The sequence below is a fragment of the Vibrio sp. C8 genome, assembly GCF_054051265.1.
On record NZ_JBPAOE010000011.1, the window covers coordinates 69,994 to 88,511 of the forward strand.

Below are 18,518 nucleotides of genomic sequence, written 5' to 3' on the forward strand. Positions count from 1 at the left end.
ATAAATTTTATAATAAAAAGTCATTTTATGAAGGTTTTACCTCTTCATATACTGAGAACAGTTATTTTGCGGTAAAGGAATATTGGATGAAAAAGTTAAGCGATGCCTTGTTCACTTTTCTTCAAATCTTTGTGTTGGCGTTGGTTTGGTTAGTCTCTGACTATCTAGTGAAAGCGTTTCATTTTCCGATACCAGCTAATTTAACCGGGTTGGTTTTACTGCTCGGTTTGATTTTTAGCAAAGTCGTCAATGTTGAATGGCTAAGAAAAGGGGCGACTTGGTTGCTGGCAGAAATGTTACTGTTTTTTGTTCCTGCAGTTGTGGCTGTGGTGAATTATCAGGATTTATTAAAGCAAGAAGGAATGAGAATTATGGCTGTGCTACTAGTAAGCACTGTGATAGTCATTGCTTCAACGGCCTGGGTGGTGGAAAAGTTATATCGTTTTGAACTGAAAAGAGCTCGTCAAAAAAGTAATATTAACACCGTGACAAAAAGCTTATGAGTAATTCGTTATTGGGCGTTTTATGCTTGCTGCTAACCGTCGTTTTCTATTACGGCAGTAAATGGCTCTATCAGAGAAAGCGTACCATTTTGTTGACGCCTCTTTTATTGGCACCTTTATTATTGGTCGTGGTTGTTCTCGGTTTTCACATTCCCTACCAAGACTACATGACCGATTCGCACTGGTTACTGTGGATGCTTGGGCCTGCAACTGTCGCATTTGCTATCCCTATCTATGACAATCGTCATTTGATTCAGCGTCATTGGCTTTCTTTATCGGTCGGTGTGTTGGTATCCGTTTTCGTGGCAGTCAGTTCTACGGTATTGTTGGCTCGTTGGTTTAATCTTTCGGAGTTATTACAACGAAGTCTAGCAATGCGCTCAGTGACTACGCCTTTTGCCGTAGAAGCATCAAAGTCGATTGGTGGTCAAAGTGATCTGACGGCGTTATTTGTGGTAATCACTGGCTTGATCGGAATGGCGATGGGCGAATTGATATTAACTGTATGTGCGATTCGTACTCGTATGGGAAAAGGCGCGAGTTTAGGTGCTTCTGCTCATGGCGCGGGAACGGCCAAAGCGTATCAAATGGGTTCCTCTGAAGGCGTTGTGTCTAGTGTGGCGATGATGATTGCGGGAATGGTAACAGTATTACTTGCCCCATTAATCGGGCAATTACTTTGGTAAAATGGGACTATTAGTTAAATCGGAACTATAAAAAAGCCCCTGCATGTGCAGAGGCTATTTATTAATCGCTAAGGGAATAACTTAGTCTTCAAGTTCTGCAAGACACATCTCTTCGTAAACTTGTTGTACCCACTTAGTAACGCGCTCTTCTGTCAATTCAGGTTGGCGGTCTTCATCGATACATAAACCTACAAAGTGGTTTTCATCAACAAGTGCTTTAGACGCTTCAAACTCGTAGCCTTCTGTTGACCAGTTACCTACGATAGTTGCACCTTTTGCTTCAACGATGTCACGTACTGTACCCATCGCATCACAGAAGTATTCTGCGTAATCTTCTTGGTCGCCACAGCCGAAAATTGCAACTAGCTTAGTAGAGAAGTCAATAGCTTCTAGTTCTGGAAAAAAGTCATCCCAGTCACATTGAGCTTCACCGTAATACCAAGTAGGAATACCTAGAAGTAAAAGATCGAAGTTATCGATGTCCTCTTTGCTGCTTTTCGCAATATCTTGAACATGAACCAGATTTTTACCGAGTTGTTTTTGAATCATCTTTGCAATCGCTTCGGTGTTACCTGTATCGCTACCAAAGAAGATACCTACACTTGCCATAGAGCCTTTACCTTTAAATTGTTATGGGTTGCGGGGAAATCGACGTGTTGGGGGAATTAACCCAAACCAGTGCCTTCCCAACTGAGTTGGATAAGACCTTTTGCGATAAAGCCTGCACAACCTAAAAATAGAACTAACCAAACAATACGACGGCCAAAAACTGGCACATTACCTTGTTTCAATACATCTTTAATCGCCATACCGATTAAGAAAAAGATAGATGCAAAAAGCAAGTCTAGCCCGATAGATTCGAGCATATTCATGTAGTCGTACAGCATGGGTATCCTTTATGCCAATTTGCTTGCGCGCACTATACCACTGTTATTAAGCAAAGTTAATGGATGCAACATTATCGAATTCACACTTAGTAGGCTTATTGGCTATAAATTGCTCTTTAGTCAATAAACTTACGAATAGCGCGTAATACTTCTGCTGGCTTTTCTGCATGTAACCAGTGGCCGGTGTTCGCTATGACATGTGCTTTTGCCTGCTTAAACTGCGCTTGTATTTGAGGTTGATGCTCAGCGGTTAAATAGTCTGAGTTACCACCTTTAATAAACAGAGTTGGAACATTACAAGGGGCAATGGGTTCCCAGCCGATGATATTCCAGTAGTTCTGTTTGATGCTTGGTACATTGAAACGCCAAGTCATATGGTCATCTTGTTTGGTAAGCGATTTGCCCAAGAACTGGCGAACACCGTCTTCTTCGATGTGCTGAGCTAATAGCTCCATAACTTCACTGCGTGAAGAGGGTTTGTTTTCTAGTACGGAATCTAACCCAGCGATGACTGCATCATGTTTACGCATGGTGTATTTGACCGGTGACATATCAAGTACCACGAGTTTCTCTAGTCTCGAAGCATCAATATCAGCCAGCTTCATAGCAACTTTGCCACCCATCGAGTGACCAATCACAATCGCTTTTTCGATGTTAAGTGACTCAAGAAGCTGCTTTACATCATTAGCCATCACTGAATAGTCATGTTCATCACTATGAAAGGATTGACCATGGTTGCGCAGGTCAATACTCAGTACTTGGTGATCGGTTTTTAAATCGCGTGCGAGTAAACCTAAATTGTCTAAGTTGCCAAATAAGCCGTGGATCAAAACAACGGTGTGACCCTCACCTTCGAGTTTATAATTTAGAAGTGCTGACATTTTATCTTATTAGTGATTGGTTTAACGTAGAGTCTCGGCAAAGATCTCGCTATAATCCCTCAGAGTTTAAACATTGAGATTGTGAAAAGCGAATGAAAACAATAGAGGTTGATGAGGATCTATACCGCTACATCGCGGGTCAAACCCTTCATATCGGTGAGAGCGCGTCTGATATTTTGCGCCGTCTGTTGGATGTAGATAACAAGAACACACCTTCTGCCAAGCCAGAAGCTCCTGCTGTGTCTGCTACAGCTGCTGAACCGAAAGGTATCGTTGTGAGTAAAGATGCTGCTCAAGAAACGAAAGTGGATAGCGTAAAAGAAATGCGCACTTTACTTATTTCTGATGAGTTTGCGGGATTAAAGAAAGCAGTAGACCGTTTTATGTTGGTGCTGTCGACACTTTACCGTATTGATTCGGCTAGTTTCTCTGACGCTATGTCAGTGAAAGGCCGTAAACGCGTGTACTTTGCTGATAACGAACAAACCTTATTGGCTAATGGTCAAACAACAAAGCCAAAAGCGATTCCTAACACGCCATTCTGGGTGATCACTAACAACAACACCAGTCGCAAACAGCAAATGGTTGAGCAAGTGATGACGCTGATGAATTTCCCTGCGGACATTATCGAGAAAGTAACCAACGCTATCTAATACGAACGTTAATTAAAAAGAGAACGTTTACTAAAGAGAAAGCGCGATCTAAATCTCGAACTGAAAATCAAAAAAGTCTGATTCAAACCTCATAATGCACAATACAAAGTTCGTATTATGAGGTTTTATTTTGTCTGAATTTTAGAAAGGATGTCATTATGGCTATGCACCCGCGTGCTGGGCAGAAAGCGCAACAAGAAGATTTACATAACATTCCAGCGTTAGTCGCAAACTACTTCTTACTCCAACCTGAACCAAGTAACTCTGCACACAAAGTAGAGTTTGGTACTTCAGGTCACCGCGGCACAGCGGATAAATCTACCTTCAACGAAAATCATATTTTAGCGATTGCTCAGGCTGTGGTTGAAGTTCGTGCAGCACAAGGTACAAAAGGTCCTCTATTTGTTGGTAAAGATACCCATGCTCTTTCTGAACCTGCATTTAGCTCTGTGGTTGAAGTGCTGATTGCAAATGGTGTCGAAGTGATTGTGCAAGAGAACAACGGTTACACACCAACACCGGGTATTTCTCATGCGATCCTGACTTACAACCTAAAGCATGACGCGAAAGCCGACGGCATTGTGATCACACCGTCTCACAACCCACCTCAGGACGGCGGTATCAAATATAACCCGACTCACGGTGGTCCTGCGGAAGGTCAGTTAACCAAAGCGATTGAAGATCGTGCAAACGAGATCATTGCTAACAATATGCAAGATGTAAAACGTGTTGCGATTAGCGAAGCAAGACAATCTCCGTTGTTCAAGCAAGTGGATTTGGTGAAGCCTTATATCGATGATTTGGTTAACGTTATCGATATGGAAGCGATTCAAAAAGCGAACCTGAAAATTGGTGTTGATCCATTAGGCGGAAGCGGTATTGATTACTGGCGCCAAATTGGTAAAGCATACAACCTAGATTTAACGCTAGTGAGCGAAGCAATTGACCCAACGTTCCAGTTTATGTCTTTAGATAAAGACGGAGTGGTTCGTATGGACTGTTCATCACCTTATGCGATGGCTGGTCTGCTTGCACTTAAAGATGAGTATGATCTGGCATTTGGTAATGACCCAGATTATGACCGTCACGGTATCGTTACTCCAAAAGGTTTAATGAATCCAAACCATTTCTTAGCAGTATGTATCGATTACCTATACCGCCATCGTGACGGTTGGGGCAAAGAGGTGGCTGTAGGTAAAACACTGGTATCCAGCGCGATTATCGATAAAGTGGTTGCGGATCTTGGTCGTGAACTGTGCGAAGTGCCAGTTGGCTTCAAATGGTTTGTTGATGGCTTATACAGCGGTAAATTTGGCTTTGGTGGCGAAGAGAGCGCTGGTGCTTCTTTCCTACGTAAAGATGGCACGCCTTGGTCTACGGATAAAGACGGCATCATCTTATGCCTGTTAGCGGCTGAAATTACCGCGGTGACGGGTAAGAATCCTCAAGAGTATTACGATGAGTTGGCTGCTAAACACGGTGAATCTCGCTACAACCGTATTCAAGCTGTAGCTAATGGTCCACAAAAAGACGTGTTAAGTAAGCTCTCTGCTGAAATGGTGGCTGCACAAACATTGGCTGGAGACCCAATTACGGCTCGTCTTACTCATGCGCCGGGTAATGGTGCTGCTATTGGTGGTTTGAAAGTGACGACTGATTACGGTTGGTTCGCTGCTCGTCCTTCTGGTACTGAAGATATCTATAAAATTTACTGTGAAAGCTTCAAAGGCGCTGAGCACTTAGCTCAGATCGAGAAAGAAGCTCAAGAAATCGTAAATCAGGTGTTTAAAGCCGCTGGTTTATAGTTTTTGTTACGTGAATTAAAAATGAAGAGAGGCGACTAGGTCGCCTCTCTTTTTACATTTGAGATAGTAATAATTAGATGGTTTGTTCTTGCGCTGGCCACGTTTCTGGCAATATAAACCAGAATACACCTGATTCAGATTGGCAGTGAACAAAACCTTCCTGTGGATCTGAGTAGCGTTGAGAGGCTTCGTTTCTTCCTGTTAGCCACTGAGCTTTATCCAAAAGATAGAGTGGTTCTTTAATTAAATGAGCTTGTGATTTATAACACCAACGGCCTTGTATTTGATCAACGTTTATAGAGAAGCCTAAGCATTCATTAGGTATTGGTTCAGGGGTAAATGGGTTGATATATAATCTGCCTTGCATAAGAAGGTGCTGTGAAGCGTTCGACCATAGAGGATGCTTTAATGAAAACTGTTCGCTGCTGGAAAGGGGTAACTGATGGTTGAGCATATGAGACAGTTTCAGGTCAAGTCTGTCTTCGGCATTCGGGCCATACCAAAGACCTTGATGAAGCAAATAGAATTTTACTGCAACTTCCCAGTGTTCAAATTGTTCGGTTTTGCGGTTTTTTAGAATGAAATCAACAGAACCTAATGTTTTACCTTCATGAACAAGCTGAATTTCTTCCGCAATGGCACTGTAAGTAGAGGTGGATTTGAAAAGCTCAGAGCACAAATGTTGATATAAAAATCCAAGTCTCTGATTGCCTTGATATGCTGTCCATTTTCTTTGTACTGGCATAGAAAAAGGCGCCTTGCTTACAATAGGTGGTGATGCTTTAAATATTGACGGGGTGGTTGTTACCCAATCAATTAACGGTTTTAAGTCCATATAGTTACCCGAGCATATTTCGACAATTTATTCTGAACCTTGTATCTTGAGGTTACTTGGGTATATATAACCTCGTCATACCCATTAAGCAATGGAATTTGAGATGAATAATTTACAGTTTGAAGCGTTATTGAACGCGACTCTCTCTCCGCAATTAATTAAAGATTATTGCCCCAATGGTCTTCAAGTTGAAGGTCGAAAAGAAGTCAAAAAAATTGTCACAGGTGTGACGGCATCCAAAGCTCTTATTGAACAAGCCATAAAGATGAATGCGGATGCGATTTTGGTTCACCACGGCTATTTTTGGAAAGGTGAAAATGAGGCGATTCGTGGTATGAAAGGCGAACGCATACGCCAATTGATAAAGAACGACATCAACTTATTTGCTTACCATTTGCCTTTAGATATTCATCCTGAACTGGGCAACAACGCTCAGCTTGCTCAGCTACTAGATATTGAAGTGGAAGGCGGACTTGAAGGCCATTCTCAATCTGTGGCGATGTTTGGTCGGCTTCAGCAAGAAATGACGGGAGCAGAATTAGCGCAACGTATTGCAACTGTGTTAAATCGCGAGCCATTGCATATTGAACCTGAACTGGCAGACAAAAGAATTCTGCAGTTAGGGTGGTGTACTGGTGGTGGTCAGGATTTTATTGAGTTAGCTGCTTCACAGGGGATGGATGCTTTTATTTCTGGCGAGATTTCGGAGCGCACCACGTATTCGGCAAGAGAACTTAACATTCACTATTTTGCCGCGGGTCATCATGCAACTGAACGTTACGGCATTAAAGCGTTAGGTGAATGGTTAGCAGAGCAACATGGATTTGATGTCACTTTTATTGATATTGATAATCCAGTCTAGTCGGTAAACGAAATAAAAAGAGCGAGATAATATCTCGCTCTTTTTATTAGTACGTATTAATACGGAGTTATTCGCGCTCGTGTAGAGGCTCGAAGTCACGCATTTTAAGACCAGTGTACAGCTGACGTGGACGACCGATACGGTTTGAAGGGTCACTGTGCATTTCGTTCCAGTGTGCAATCCAACCGATAGTACGAGACATCGCAAAGATTACTGTAAACATTGATACTGGAATACCAATCGCTTTCAGAATGATACCTGAGTAGAAATCTACGTTCGGGTAAAGTTTCTTCTCGATGAAGTACTCATCTGACAGGGCAATACGTTCAAGCTCCATCGCCACATCCAATAGAGGATCCTTGATGTTAAGCTCTTTAAGCACTTCGTGACATGCTTCACGCATAACCGTAGCACGAGGGTCGTAGTTTTTGTACACGCGGTGACCGAAGCCCATTAGACGGAATGGGTCATCTTTATCCTTAGCACGCTCTACGTATTCAGGGATCTTGTCTACAGAACCAATTTCTTCGAGCATACGCAGACATGCTTCGTTAGCACCACCGTGAGCAGGTCCCCAAAGAGATGCGATACCTGCAGCAATACATGCAAACGGGTTAGCACCAGAAGAACCGGCTAGACGCACTGTTGAAGTTGATGCGTTTTGTTCATGGTCTGCGTGAAGGGTAAAGATTTTATCCATCGCGCGAGCAACGACTGGGTTAACGTCATACTCTTCACATGGTGTTGCGAACATCATGTGTAGGAAGTTTTCTGCATAGCCAAGATCATTACGTGGGTAAATAAATGGTTGACCTACAGAGTACTTGTAACACATTGCTGCCAATGTTGGCATTTTAGACAGTAGACGGTATGCCGCGATTTCGCGGTGTTGGTCATTATTGATGTCTAAAGAATCGTGGTAGAAGGCTGCAAGTGCACCAACTACACCACACATCACGGCCATTGGGTGAGCATCACGACGGAAGCCGTGGAAGAAGCTTGCGATTTGCTCATGTACCATGGTGTGGCGCGTTACAATTTTCTTGAACTCTTCGTATTTTTCACGAGTAGGGGCTTCACCGTAAAGAAGGATGTAACACACTTCTAAGTAGTCGGCGTTATTGGCTAACTGATCGATAGGGTAACCACGGTGTAGCAGAACACCTTTGTCGCCGTCGATGTAAGTGATTTGAGATTCACAGGATGCAGTGGCAAGAAAACCCGGGTCAAATGTGAAGTAGCCATTCGCTCCAAGTTTGCGAACATCGATTACTTGTGGGCCGATACTCCCGTCCATAATCGGCAGTTCAATTGGCGCTTTGCCTTCAATATGAAGGGTCGCTTTCTTATCTGCCATAACAATCTCCTTTGTTTATTATTTAATCCGTCCAGGATGTTTTGTGTGCCTTTTTTTACGTCTGATCCACATCAAAGTCAATTTTCTTCATCTGATGTGTGCACTTTCTTTGATTTTTTATACATATAAAGTTAAAAATCTGTTCTATGTAGCAAAAATTGTTACATCAATTGTATTAGAATGTTGCCAGCCGTATATTGGCGCAGTTAATTTTGGTGGAAACCTTATAAATTCAAGGCTAGAAACAATTAGAATGAGAGGTTTTTATTCTTGTTGTTAACAATTTATTTACAACTTAAGTGCTGAATATAGCGGTTATTTGTTAAGTAAATGTTAAGTTTTATGGCTTTGCCACCAAAAAACATCCATAACTATAAATGCTCAATGGAGCTGAGTGAGCAAGCCCGTGAAAGAAAGAAAGTCAAGACCTGTTAATTTAGATTTACAGACCATTAGCTTTCCGATTAGCGCAATCGCATCAATCCTTCACCGTGTGTCAGGGGTTATTACGTTTGTAGCAGTCGGCATACTGCTTTGGTTACTATCCTTATCATTATCTTCGCCACAAGGCTTCATGGATGCGAGTCATCTCGTAGGTGGTTTTTTTGCCAAGTTTATTCTTTGGGGAATTTTAACCGCTTTGGCCTACCACATCGCTGGTGGTATTCGTCATTTATTGATGGATCTTGGTCATTTCGAGGAGCTTGAATCTGGAGCAATGAGTGCGAAAGTTGCTTTCGTTGCAACAGCCATTTTATCTGTATTGGCGGGGATCTTGGTATGGTAAAAAACGTTTCTTCATTCGGTCGCAATGGAGTTCATGATTTCTTACTAATTCGCTCTACCGCGATCATCATGACTCTTTACACGATCTATCTTGTGAGTTTCTGCGCTTTCACAGATATCTCATATGTCTCATGGACGTCCTTCTTCGGAGGAACGTTTACGAAAGTCTTCACAATGTTGGCGTTAGTTTCAGTACTTATCCACGGCTGGATCGGCTTATGGCAAGTACTAACTGACTACGTAAAGTGTTCTAAACTTCGTGGCGGTCTTCAATTAGTCGTCATTGCAATTCTGTTTGGATACTTCTTCTCTGGCCTGTTTGTTTTGTGGGGTGCGTAAGTGACTATTCCTGTTCGTGAGTTTGATGCCGTAGTAATCGGCGCTGGTGGTGCTGGCATGCGTGCTGCACTGCAAATTTCTGAGCAAGGCCTATCTTGTGCTTTGCTATCTAAAGTATTCCCAACTCGTTCACACACAGTATCTGCTCAAGGTGGTATTACCGTTGCTCTTGGTAACTCTCACAAAGATAACTGGCAGTGGCACATGTACGATACGGTAAAAGGTTCTGATTACATCGGAGACCAAAACGCTATCGAGTATATGTGTAAGAACGGTCCTGAATCGGTTATCGAACTTGAGCGTATGGGGCTTCCATTCTCTCGTTTTGAAGATGGTTCAATCTATCAACGTCCGTTTGGTGGTCAATCTAAAGAGTTTGGTGGTGAACAGGCTGCTCGTACTGCGGCTGCGGCTGACCGTACTGGTCACGCGCTACTACACACTCTTTACCAACAAAACATCAAACATAAGACAACCATTTTCTCTGAGTGGTATGCACTGGATTTAGTGAAGAACCAAGATGGTGCCATCTTAGGTTGTACTGCTCTATGTATGGAAACTGGTGAGATTTGTTACTTCAAATCTAAAGCAACGATTCTGGCAACGGGTGGTGCGGGTCGTATTTACGCTTCTACGACTAACGCTCATATCAATACTGGTGACGGTGTCGGTATGGCGCTACGTGCTGGCGTACCAATGCAAGACATGGAAATGTGGCAATTCCACCCAACAGGTATTGCGGGTGCGGGCGTACTCGTAACTGAAGGTTGTCGTGGTGAAGGTGGTTACCTTCTAAATAAAGACGGCGAGCGTTTCATGGAACGTTATGCTCCAAACGCAAAAGATCTTGCTGGTCGTGACGTGGTTGCTCGTTCAATGATGATTGAAATTCGTGAAGGTCGTGGTTGTGATGGTCCTTGGGGTCCACACATCAAATTGAAACTGGATCACCTAGGTAGAGACGTTCTTGAATCTCGTCTCCCTGGTATCTGTGAGCTTTCTCGTACCTTTGCTCACGTTGATCCAGTAAAAGAGCCAATTCCAGTTATCCCAACCTGTCACTACATGATGGGTGGCGTACCAACTCAGGTTTCCGGTCAGGCGATTAAACAAGATGCTTCTGGTAAAGATATGGAAGTTCAAGGCTTGTTTGCTTGTGGTGAGATCGCATCTGTATCTGTTCACGGTGCAAACCGTCTAGGCGGTAACTCACTGCTTGACCTAGTGGTGTTCGGTCGTGCAACCGGTCTTCACTTAGGTGAAACTCTTGCGGCGCAAGCAGAAGCACGTCCAGCAACCGAATCGGATATCGAAGCCTCGCTAGCGCGTACCATGCGTTGGGAAAACAGCAAAGGTGGCGAAGACCCATTCCAAATCCGTAAAGACCTACAACGCTGTATGCAAAACAGCTTCTCGGTATTCCGTGAAGGTGATGCAATGGCACAAGGTCTAGAAGAGTTGAAGGTGATTCGTGAGCGTCTGCAAGAAGCTCATCTTTCAGATAAGTCTTCTGAGTTCAACACTCAACGTATTGAGTGTCTAGAGTTGGATAACTTAATGGAAACAGCATTCTCAACGGCTGTAGCGGCGAACTACCGTACAGAAAGCCGTGGCGCACATGCTCGCTTCGATTTCCCAGACCGTGATGATGCTAATTGGCTATATCACTCTATCTATAACCCAGAGACGGAACAGATGAGTAAGCGTGATGTAAACATGACGCCAGTACATCGTGAAGCGTTCCCTCCAAAAATCCGTACATACTAAGGGAGGATTAACCAATGAAATTGAACTTCTCTTTGTATCGTTACAATCCGGATGTAGACAACAAGCCGTATATGAAAGAGTATGAGCTTGAGGTTGAAGATGGCTCGGATATGATGGTTCTTGATGCGCTTATTTTGCTGAAAGAACAAGACCCTACAATCGCATTCCGTCGTTCATGTCGTGAAGGTGTTTGTGGTTCCGATGGTTTAAACATGAATGGTAAAAACGGTCTGGCATGTATCACACCTTTATCTGCACTTAAAGGCGGTAAAATTGTGATTCGTCCACTACCTGGTTTGCCAGTTGTTCGTGACTTGATCGTTGATATGACCCAGTTCTATGACAACTACGCAAAAGTAAAACCGTTCTTGATCTCTGAAGGTGATTTACCTCCTTCACGTGAGAACTTACAGTCTCCTGAAGAGCGCGCGCATTTAGATGGTCTGTACGAATGTATCATGTGTGCATGTTGTACAACTTCATGTCCTTCGTTCTGGTGGAATCCTGATAAGTTTATTGGTCCTGCAGGTCTTTTAGCTGCTTATCGCTGGTTAATTGATAGTCGTGACACTGCGACAGATGAACGCTTATCTAATCTTGATGATGCATTTAGCGTTTTTCGTTGCCATGGCATCATGAACTGTGTAAGTGTTTGTCCTAAAGGGTTAAATCCGACGAAAGCAATCGGCCATATTAAATCTATGCTGATTAATCGTTCTGTTTAAAATAGTCACAAGATTGCAGGCCTTAGGGCCTGCCTTTGTAGCTCGGCATAGACCGAAGCAAACGTGAAACCTACTAGTTAAGGGAAAATAATGCACAACGGCGTGATGAAGGCGTGGCTCGAGTCTTCACACTTGGCTGGCGCCAATGCAACTTATGTAGAAGATATCTACGAACTGTATCTAAGTGATCCCGATCTGGTAAGTGAGGAGTGGAAACGTGTTTTTGATGGTTTGCCTACGCAGCCTGAAAATGTGGTTGAACAGCCGCATTCACGTGTCCGTGATTACTTCCGACGACTCGCTCAAGAGACAAAGCATTACAATGTCCAAGTTAGTGACCCCGAAGTCGATGCAAAACAAGTAAAAGTATTACAGCTTATCAATGCTTACCGCTTCCGCGGACATGAAGCTGCTAAACTTGACCCCCTAAATTTGTGGAAACGCCCACCTGTGGCGGAATTGGATCCTGCTTTCCACAATCTTACCGAAGATGATATGGAAGAAACCTTTAACGTTGGTTCCTTTGCCGTTGGCACAGAAACCATGAAGTTAAAGGATATCTACAAATCTCTAGAACAGACTTATTGTGGTTCTATCGGTGCTGAATACATGCACATGACAGACACTGAGCAAAAGCGTTGGATCCAACAACGTTTAGAATCAGTGGTAGGTCAGCCATCTTTCACTCTCGAAGAGAAAAACACTTTCCTTGATGAATTAACTGCAGCGGAAGGCCTTGAGCGCTACTTAGGCGCAAAATTCCCAGGCGCGAAACGATTCTCTCTGGAAGGTGGCGACGCATTAATCCCAATGACTAAAGAGTTGATCCGTCATGCTGGTAAAAACGGTATGCGTGAAGTTGTCGTTGGTATGGCGCACCGTGGTCGCTTGAATATGCTTGTTAACGTTTTGGGCAAAAAACCTCAAGACTTGTTTGATGAGTTTGCTGGCAAGCATGACGAAACATGGGGTACCGGTGACGTTAAATATCACCAAGGTTTCTCTGCGGATTTCGCAACCCCAGGTGGTGATGTTCACTTAGCACTGGCGTTTAACCCTTCTCACCTTGAGATTGTAAACCCAGTAGTTATGGGCTCTGTACGCGCACGTCAAGATCGTCTAGGCGATGAAGATGGTAGCAAAGTACTTCCTATTACTATTCACGGTGACTCAGCTGTTGCTGGGCAAGGTGTTGTAGCTGAAACATTTAACATGTCATTGGCTCGTGGTTACTGTGTCGGTGGTACGGTTCGTATCGTGGTTAACAACCAAGTTGGTTTCACGACGTCGAACCCTCGTGACACGCGTTCAACCATGTACTGTACTGACATCGCGAAAATGGTTCAGGCGCCAATCTTCCACGTTAACTCTGACGATCCAGAAGCGGTTGCTTTCGTAACGCGCATTGCTCTTGATTACCGTAATGAGTTCAAACGTGATGTTGTGATTGACCTTGTTTGTTATCGCCGTCACGGACACAACGAAGCTGATGAGCCAAATGCAACTCAGCCTCTGATGTACCAAAAAATTAAAAAACATCCAACACCACGTAAGCTATACGCTGATGTGCTGATCGATCGTAAAGAATGCGATATTGAGACAGCCACTCAATTAGTGAATGAATATCGTGATGCGTTGGACCGTGGTGAAGTCGTCGTTAAAGAATGGCGACCAATGGCAATGCACTCTGTCGACTGGTCTCCGTACTTAGGCCATGACTGGAATATTGATTGGGATAGCCAAATTGATCTTGATCGCCTGAAAGAGCTTGCAACACGCACTTGTTCACATCCAGAGAGTCATAAACTTCAAAGTCGTGTAGAAAAAATCTACAACGATCGTAAGTCAATGATTACTGGTGAGAAAAAACTTGATTGGGGTATGGCGGAAACCTTGGCTTACGCAACTTTGGTTGATATCGGTAAGCGAATTCGTATCTCTGGTCAGGACTCTGGTCGTGGTACCTTCTTCCACCGTCATTCGGTTCTACATAACCAAACAGACGCGAGCACGTACATTCCTTTAGCGAATATTCATGACAACCAAGGTCCATTCGAAGTTTTGGACTCAGTATTGTCTGAAGAAGCGGTATTGGCATTTGAATATGGTTATGCGACAGCGGAACCGGGCGGTTTGACGATTTGGGAAGCACAGTTTGGTGACTTCGCAAACGGTGCTCAGGTTGTTATCGACCAATTCATCTCTTCTGGTGAACAGAAGTGGGCTCGTCTATGTGGCTTGACCATGTTGTTGCCTCATGGTTACGAAGGTCAAGGTCCAGAGCACTCATCTGCGCGTCTAGAACGTTACCTACAGCTATGTGCTGAGCAAAACATGCAAGTTATCGTACCTTCTACACCAGCACAGGTTTACCACATGCTGCGTCGTCAGGTTGTACGTAAGATGCGTCGTCCGCTCATTGTTATGTCACCAAAATCTCTGCTTCGTCATCCTCTATGTGTGTCAAGCATGGAAGAGCTAGCGCAAGGAACATTCTTGCCAGCTATCGGTGAAATTGACAATTTGAAGCCTGCTAACGTTAAACGCGTTGTATTCTGTTCAGGTAAAGTTTACTACGACTTGTTAGAACAACGTCGTAGCAATGAACAAGATGATGTTGCTATCGTTCGTATTGAACAGCTTTACCCATTCCCGATGGAAGAAGTACAAGCGGCTATCGAACAATACACTAACGCTGTTGATTATGTATGGTGTCAGGAAGAGCCTCAAAACCAAGGCGCTTGGTACTGTAGTCAACACAATTTCCGTGCGGCGATCCCAGCAGGCGCCGATTTGAAATATGCAGGCCGTCCTGCTTCTGCATCACCAGCAGTAGGCTATATGTCGGTACACTTGAAGCAACAGAAAGCGTTAGTTGATGACGCTCTGAACATAGCTTAAGAACTAGAAGTAAAAGGAAGACACAGATATGACAATTGAAATTCTGGTTCCAGACTTACCTGAATCAGTAGCGGACGCAACTGTCGCGACTTGGCACAAGAAACCGGGCGATATGGTTGCTCGTGACGAAGTCATTGTTGAAATCGAAACTGATAAAGTTGTTTTAGAAGTACCAGCTCCGGAAGAAGGTGTACTAGAAGCGATTCTTGAAGAAGAAGGTGCAACCGTTCTTTCTAAACAACTACTTGCACGCCTAACTCCTGGAGTTGTTGCAGGCGAGCCAACTAAAGACTCTGCGGATTCAAGCGAAGCTTCTCCAGACAAACGTCACAAAGCGACGTTGACGGAAGAAACGAACGATGCGCTAAGCCCAGCAGTTCGTCGTCTGCTTGCAGAACACAACCTAGAAGCGAGTGACGTGAAAGGTTCTGGGGTAGGCGGTCGTATTACTCGTGAAGATATCGAAGCGCACCTAGCATCGAACAAAGCAGCACCAGCTCCTGTTGCTGAAGCAGCAGCGCCAGCACCTGTTGCTGAAGCAGCAGCGCCAGCACCTGTTGCAGCTCGTAGCGAAAAACGCGTACCGATGACTCGCCTTCGTAAACGTATTGCAGAGCGTCTGCTTGAAGCTAAGAACAGCACTGCAATGTTGACGACATTCAACGAAGTAAACATGAAGCCTATTATGGATCTTCGTGCGCAGTATCAAGACCAGTTTGAGAAGCGCCACGGCATTCGTCTCGGTTTTATGTCTTTCTACGTGAAAGCCGTAACAGAAGCTCTAAAACGTTACCCAGAAGTTAATGCTTCATTGGATGGAGAGGATATCGTTTACCACAACTTCTTTGATATCAGCATTGCGGTATCAACACCTCGTGGTTTGGTGACGCCAGTACTTAAAGATGCGGATACCCTTGGTTTTGCTCAAGTGGAAAAAGGCATTAAAGAACTCGCACTTAAAGGTCGTGATGGTAAGTTGACGGTAGAAGAATTAGTGGGTGGTAACTTCACGATCACTAACGGTGGTGTATTTGGCTCGTTAATGTCTACGCCAATCATCAACCCACCACAAGCAGCAATCTTGGGTATGCATAAGATTCAAGATCGCGCGATGGTAGTGGACGGTAAGATTGAAATCTTACCTATGATGTACCTGGCACTATCTTACGATCACCGTTTAATCGATGGCCGTGAGTCAGTAGGCTTCCTAGTAACCGTTAAGGAACTACTAGAAGACCCAGCACGTCTGCTATTAGACATTTAATATCGCTAAAACGTCTAGTTACCCTAGGGTGACTAGACGCCCATAGCGCCCAAGGCTAGACTGCCCAACATCTGGCCTTCATCTAAGTTTCAACGACTTATTTGTAAAGCCCTACGAACGCAAACGCAGCCAAGACTGTAGCGTTATGGAAATAATAATTCCTTCAAAGGAAGAACAAACGGAATATCAAAATGAATTTGCATGAATACCAAGCCAAACAGCTGTTTGCAGAATTTGGATTGCCTGTACCCGAAGGTTATGCATGTGATACGCCACAAGAAGCTTTTGAAGCTGCTGGCCGTATCAGTACAGCAAAAAAAGTCGTTAAGTGTCAGGTTCACGCAGGCGGTCGCGGTAAAGCGGGCGGTGTTGAACTTCACGATACTAAAGAAGGCGTTAAAGAGTTCGCTCAAAAGTGGCTAGGTAAAAACCTAGTCACTTACCAAACAGACGCAAATGGTCAGCCTGTTACTAAGATTCTGGTTGAAGAAGCATCAAACATCGCAAATGAACTGTATTTAGGTGCAGTTGTTGACCGTGCTACACGTAAAATTGTGTTCATGGCATCAACGGAAGGTGGTGTAGAAATTGAAAAAGTTGCTGAAGAGACTCCAGAGTTAATTCACAAAGCAGCAATTGACCCACTCGTAGGCCCACAAGCTTACCAAGGTCGTGAACTTGCGTTCAAACTAGGCCTTGCTGGTGACCAAATTAAACAATTCGTTAAGATCTTTATGGGTCTTGGCCAAATGTTCTCTCAGTACGATCTAGCTCTACTAGAGATCAACCCTCTTGTGATTACTGGCGAAGGCAACCTATTGTGCCTCGACGGTAAAATCAATATCGACTCAAACGCTATGTATCGTCAGCCTAAACTGCGTGAAATGCACGATCCTTCACAAGAAGACGAGCGTGAAGCACACGCAGCTCAGTGGGAACTAAACTACGTAGCTCTAGACGGTAACGTTGGCTGTATGGTTAACGGTGCAGGTCTAGCAATGGGTACAATGGACATTGTTAACCTACACGGTGGCAAACCTGCAAACTTCCTAGATGTAGGTGGTGGTGCAACGAAAGAGCGTGTAGCTGAAGCATTCAAGATCATCCTATCTGATGACAATGTAAAAGCCGTTCTAGTAAACATCTTTGGTGGTATCGTACGCTGTGACATGATCGCAGAAGGTATTATCGGAGCAGTGAAAGAAGTTGGCGTAAGCGTTCCGGTTGTTGTTCGTCTAGAAGGTACGAACGCGGAGCTTGGTCGTGAAGTTCTTGCAAGTTCTGGTCTTGATATCATTGCAGCTGAGTCACTAACTGACGCAGCTCAAAAAGTTGTTGCTGCTGCGGAGGGCAAATAATGTCTGTACTTATTAACAAAGATACTAAAGTGATCTGCCAAGGTTTTACTGGCGGTCAAGGTACTTTCCACTCTGAGCAAGCGATCGCTTACGGCACGCAAATGGTTGGTGGTGTTTCTCCGGGTAAAGGTGGTCAAACTCACCTAGGTCTACCTGTGTTCAACACTGTACGTGAAGCAGTAGAAGCAACTGGCGCTACAGCAACAGTTATCTACGTTCCAGCAGCATTCTGTAAAGATGCAATTCTAGAAGCTATCGATGCAGGTATTCAGCTAATCGTAACGATCACGGAAGGCATCCCAACTATCGATATGATCGATGTGAAAGTGAAGCTGGAAGAAACTGGCGTACGTATGATTGGCCCTAACTGTCCGGGTGTTATTACTCCAGACGAATGTAAGATCGGTATCATGCCAGGCCATATTCATAAGAAAGGTAAAGTAGGTATCGTATCTCGTTCTGGTACTCTGACTTATGAAGCAGTTAAACAGACTACTGATGAAGGTTTCGGCCAGTCTACCTGTGTTGGTATCGGTGGTGACCCAATTCCGGGTTCAAACTTTATCGATATTCTAAAACTGTTCCAAGAAGACCCAGAGACTGAAGCAATTGTAATGATTGGTGAAATCGGTGGTACAGCGGAAGAAGACGCAGCAGCGTTCATCAAAGAAAACGTAACTAAGCCGGTTGTTTCTTACATCGCGGGTGTAACTGCTCCTCCGGGTAAACGTATGGGCCACGCGGGCGCAATCATCTCTGGTGGTAAAGGTACAGCGGAAGAGAAATTTGCTGCACTTGAATCTGCTGGCGTGAAAACGGTTAAGAGCCTAGCGGACATCGGTAAAGCTCTGCGTGAAGTTACCGGTTGGTAATATTATTCAAGATAAAGAAAACCCAAGCTTAGGCTTG

18 protein-coding genes are annotated in these 18,518 nt (G+C 44.1%); 13 read left to right on the forward strand and 5 right to left on the reverse strand.

Annotated elements, in window-relative coordinates; translation table 11 throughout:
• Positions 1–86: 86 nt before the first annotated feature.
• Complete coding sequence (locus ACRQQK_RS06360; protein WP_457510492.1) at positions 87–503, forward strand: CidA/LrgA family protein; 417 nt, start codon at positions 87–89, stop codon at positions 501–503.
• Positions 500–1,189, forward strand: a complete 690-nt coding sequence (locus ACRQQK_RS06365) for an LrgB family protein (RefSeq protein ID WP_457510493.1) — start codon at positions 500–502, stop codon at positions 1,187–1,189. Before ACRQQK_RS06360 ends, ACRQQK_RS06365 begins: the two co-directional genes overlap by 4 nt.
• Positions 1,190–1,270: 81 nt before the next feature.
• On the opposite strand, the gene fldA is transcribed toward ACRQQK_RS06365, so the two are convergent.
• From fldA to ACRQQK_RS06380, 3 genes are all read right to left on the reverse strand, one after another.
• A complete protein-coding gene (gene fldA / locus ACRQQK_RS06370; protein ID WP_042483937.1) occupies positions 1,271–1,798 on the reverse strand; it encodes a flavodoxin FldA in 528 nt (175 codons plus the stop codon).
• Positions 1,799–1,854: 56 nt separating this feature from the next.
• Positions 1,855–2,076 carry a DUF2788 domain-containing protein gene (locus ACRQQK_RS06375; RefSeq protein WP_039424790.1) on the reverse strand — a complete coding sequence of 74 codons (222 nt, stop codon included), beginning with the start codon at positions 2,074–2,076 and terminating at the stop codon, positions 1,855–1,857.
• Between the two features lie 116 nt (positions 2,077–2,192).
• Positions 2,193–2,957 carry an alpha/beta fold hydrolase gene (locus tag ACRQQK_RS06380; RefSeq protein ID WP_457510494.1) on the reverse strand — a complete coding sequence of 255 codons (765 nt, stop codon included), beginning with the start codon at positions 2,955–2,957 and terminating at the stop codon, positions 2,193–2,195.
• Positions 2,958–3,049: 92 nt separating this feature from the next.
• Between ACRQQK_RS06380 and seqA the strand changes: the two genes are divergently transcribed.
• The gene (gene seqA / locus ACRQQK_RS06385) at positions 3,050–3,610 is read left to right on the forward strand and encodes a replication initiation negative regulator SeqA (RefSeq protein WP_457510495.1); all 561 of its coding nucleotides are present in this window, start codon (positions 3,050–3,052) and stop codon (positions 3,608–3,610) included.
• A gap of 158 nt (positions 3,611–3,768) precedes the next feature.
• Complete coding sequence (gene pgm / locus ACRQQK_RS06390; protein WP_457510496.1) at positions 3,769–5,415, forward strand: phosphoglucomutase (alpha-D-glucose-1,6-bisphosphate-dependent); 1,647 nt, start codon at positions 3,769–3,771, stop codon at positions 5,413–5,415.
• A gap of 73 nt (positions 5,416–5,488) precedes the next feature.
• On the opposite strand, the gene ACRQQK_RS06395 is transcribed toward pgm, so the two are convergent.
• Entirely contained in the window at positions 5,489–6,250 is a 762-nt protein-coding gene (locus ACRQQK_RS06395) for a DUF1853 family protein (RefSeq protein ID WP_457510497.1), read from the reverse strand.
• A 103-nt stretch (positions 6,251–6,353) separates the two neighbouring features.
• On the opposite strand from ACRQQK_RS06395, the gene ACRQQK_RS06400 reads away from it, so the two are divergent.
• Positions 6,354–7,112: a Nif3-like dinuclear metal center hexameric protein gene (locus ACRQQK_RS06400; RefSeq protein ID WP_457510498.1), complete on the forward strand. Its 759-nt coding sequence runs from the start codon at positions 6,354–6,356 to the stop codon at positions 7,110–7,112.
• A gap of 67 nt (positions 7,113–7,179) precedes the next feature.
• Here ACRQQK_RS06400 and ACRQQK_RS06405 read toward each other — a convergent pair whose 3' ends face one another.
• Positions 7,180–8,469, reverse strand: a complete 1,290-nt coding sequence (locus tag ACRQQK_RS06405) for a citrate synthase (RefSeq protein ID WP_457510499.1) — start codon at positions 8,467–8,469, stop codon at positions 7,180–7,182.
• Positions 8,470–8,863: 394 nt separating this feature from the next.
• Between ACRQQK_RS06405 and sdhC the strand changes: the two genes are divergently transcribed.
• The 8 genes from sdhC (at position 8,864) to sucD (ending at position 18,481) form a co-directional block, all read left to right on the forward strand.
• Entirely contained in the window at positions 8,864–9,256 is a 393-nt protein-coding gene (sdhC, locus tag ACRQQK_RS06410) for a succinate dehydrogenase cytochrome b556 subunit (protein ID WP_457510500.1), read from the forward strand.
• Positions 9,250–9,594 carry a succinate dehydrogenase, hydrophobic membrane anchor protein gene (gene sdhD / locus ACRQQK_RS06415; protein WP_167412932.1) on the forward strand — a complete coding sequence of 115 codons (345 nt, stop codon included), beginning with the start codon at positions 9,250–9,252 and terminating at the stop codon, positions 9,592–9,594. The genes sdhC and sdhD overlap by 7 nt, the downstream gene beginning before the upstream one ends.
• Positions 9,595–11,361: a succinate dehydrogenase flavoprotein subunit gene (sdhA, locus tag ACRQQK_RS06420; RefSeq protein WP_457510501.1), complete on the forward strand. Its 1,767-nt coding sequence runs from the start codon at positions 9,595–9,597 to the stop codon at positions 11,359–11,361. It abuts the gene before it with no gap.
• Positions 11,362–11,375: 14 nt separating this feature from the next.
• Entirely contained in the window at positions 11,376–12,086 is a 711-nt protein-coding gene (locus ACRQQK_RS06425; protein WP_457510502.1) for a succinate dehydrogenase iron-sulfur subunit, read from the forward strand.
• Positions 12,087–12,176: 90 nt separating this feature from the next.
• A complete protein-coding gene (sucA, locus tag ACRQQK_RS06430) occupies positions 12,177–14,987 on the forward strand; it encodes a 2-oxoglutarate dehydrogenase E1 component (protein WP_457510503.1) in 2,811 nt (936 codons plus the stop codon).
• 28 nt (positions 14,988–15,015) lie between these two features.
• Entirely contained in the window at positions 15,016–16,251 is a 1,236-nt protein-coding gene (gene odhB / locus ACRQQK_RS06435; RefSeq protein ID WP_457510504.1) for a 2-oxoglutarate dehydrogenase complex dihydrolipoyllysine-residue succinyltransferase, read from the forward strand.
• A gap of 191 nt (positions 16,252–16,442) precedes the next feature.
• Positions 16,443–17,609 (forward strand): ADP-forming succinate--CoA ligase subunit beta, encoded by a 1,167-nt coding sequence (gene sucC / locus ACRQQK_RS06440; RefSeq protein ID WP_102967658.1) that lies wholly within the window; start codon positions 16,443–16,445, stop codon positions 17,607–17,609.
• A complete protein-coding gene (sucD, locus tag ACRQQK_RS06445) occupies positions 17,609–18,481 on the forward strand; it encodes a succinate--CoA ligase subunit alpha (RefSeq protein WP_102940821.1) in 873 nt (290 codons plus the stop codon). The genes sucC and sucD overlap by 1 nt, the downstream gene beginning before the upstream one ends.
• Positions 18,482–18,518: the final 37 nt, after the last annotated feature.

What these genes read in the sequence shown, in the direction of transcription:
- ACRQQK_RS06375 (WP_039424790.1), bottom strand. Translation starts at nt 2,076, where the DNA reads ATGCTGTACGACTACATGAATATGCTCGAATCTATCGGGCTAGACTTG.
- odhB (WP_457510504.1), top strand. Translation starts at nt 15,016, where the DNA reads ATGACAATTGAAATTCTGGTTCCAGACTTACCTGAATCAGTAGCGGAC.
- sdhD (WP_167412932.1), top strand. Translation starts at nt 9,250, where the DNA reads ATGGTAAAAAACGTTTCTTCATTCGGTCGCAATGGAGTTCATGATTTC.
- ACRQQK_RS06400 (WP_457510498.1), top strand. Translation starts at nt 6,354, where the DNA reads ATGAATAATTTACAGTTTGAAGCGTTATTGAACGCGACTCTCTCTCCG.
- ACRQQK_RS06380 (WP_457510494.1), bottom strand. Translation starts at nt 2,957, where the DNA reads ATGTCAGCACTTCTAAATTATAAACTCGAAGGTGAGGGTCACACCGTT.
- pgm (WP_457510496.1), top strand. Translation starts at nt 3,769, where the DNA reads ATGGCTATGCACCCGCGTGCTGGGCAGAAAGCGCAACAAGAAGATTTA.
- ACRQQK_RS06395 (WP_457510497.1), bottom strand. Translation starts at nt 6,250, where the DNA reads ATGGACTTAAAACCGTTAATTGATTGGGTAACAACCACCCCGTCAATA.
- sucC (WP_102967658.1), top strand. Translation starts at nt 16,443, where the DNA reads ATGAATTTGCATGAATACCAAGCCAAACAGCTGTTTGCAGAATTTGGA.
- seqA (WP_457510495.1), top strand. Translation starts at nt 3,050, where the DNA reads ATGAAAACAATAGAGGTTGATGAGGATCTATACCGCTACATCGCGGGT.
- sucD (WP_102940821.1), top strand. Translation starts at nt 17,609, where the DNA reads ATGTCTGTACTTATTAACAAAGATACTAAAGTGATCTGCCAAGGTTTT.
- ACRQQK_RS06405 (WP_457510499.1), bottom strand. Translation starts at nt 8,469, where the DNA reads ATGGCAGATAAGAAAGCGACCCTTCATATTGAAGGCAAAGCGCCAATT.
- ACRQQK_RS06365 (WP_457510493.1), top strand. Translation starts at nt 500, where the DNA reads ATGAGTAATTCGTTATTGGGCGTTTTATGCTTGCTGCTAACCGTCGTT.
- ACRQQK_RS06360 (WP_457510492.1), top strand. Translation starts at nt 87, where the DNA reads ATGAAAAAGTTAAGCGATGCCTTGTTCACTTTTCTTCAAATCTTTGTG.
- sucA (WP_457510503.1), top strand. Translation starts at nt 12,177, where the DNA reads ATGCACAACGGCGTGATGAAGGCGTGGCTCGAGTCTTCACACTTGGCT.
- fldA (WP_042483937.1), bottom strand. Translation starts at nt 1,798, where the DNA reads ATGGCAAGTGTAGGTATCTTCTTTGGTAGCGATACAGGTAACACCGAA.
- ACRQQK_RS06425 (WP_457510502.1), top strand. Translation starts at nt 11,376, where the DNA reads ATGAAATTGAACTTCTCTTTGTATCGTTACAATCCGGATGTAGACAAC.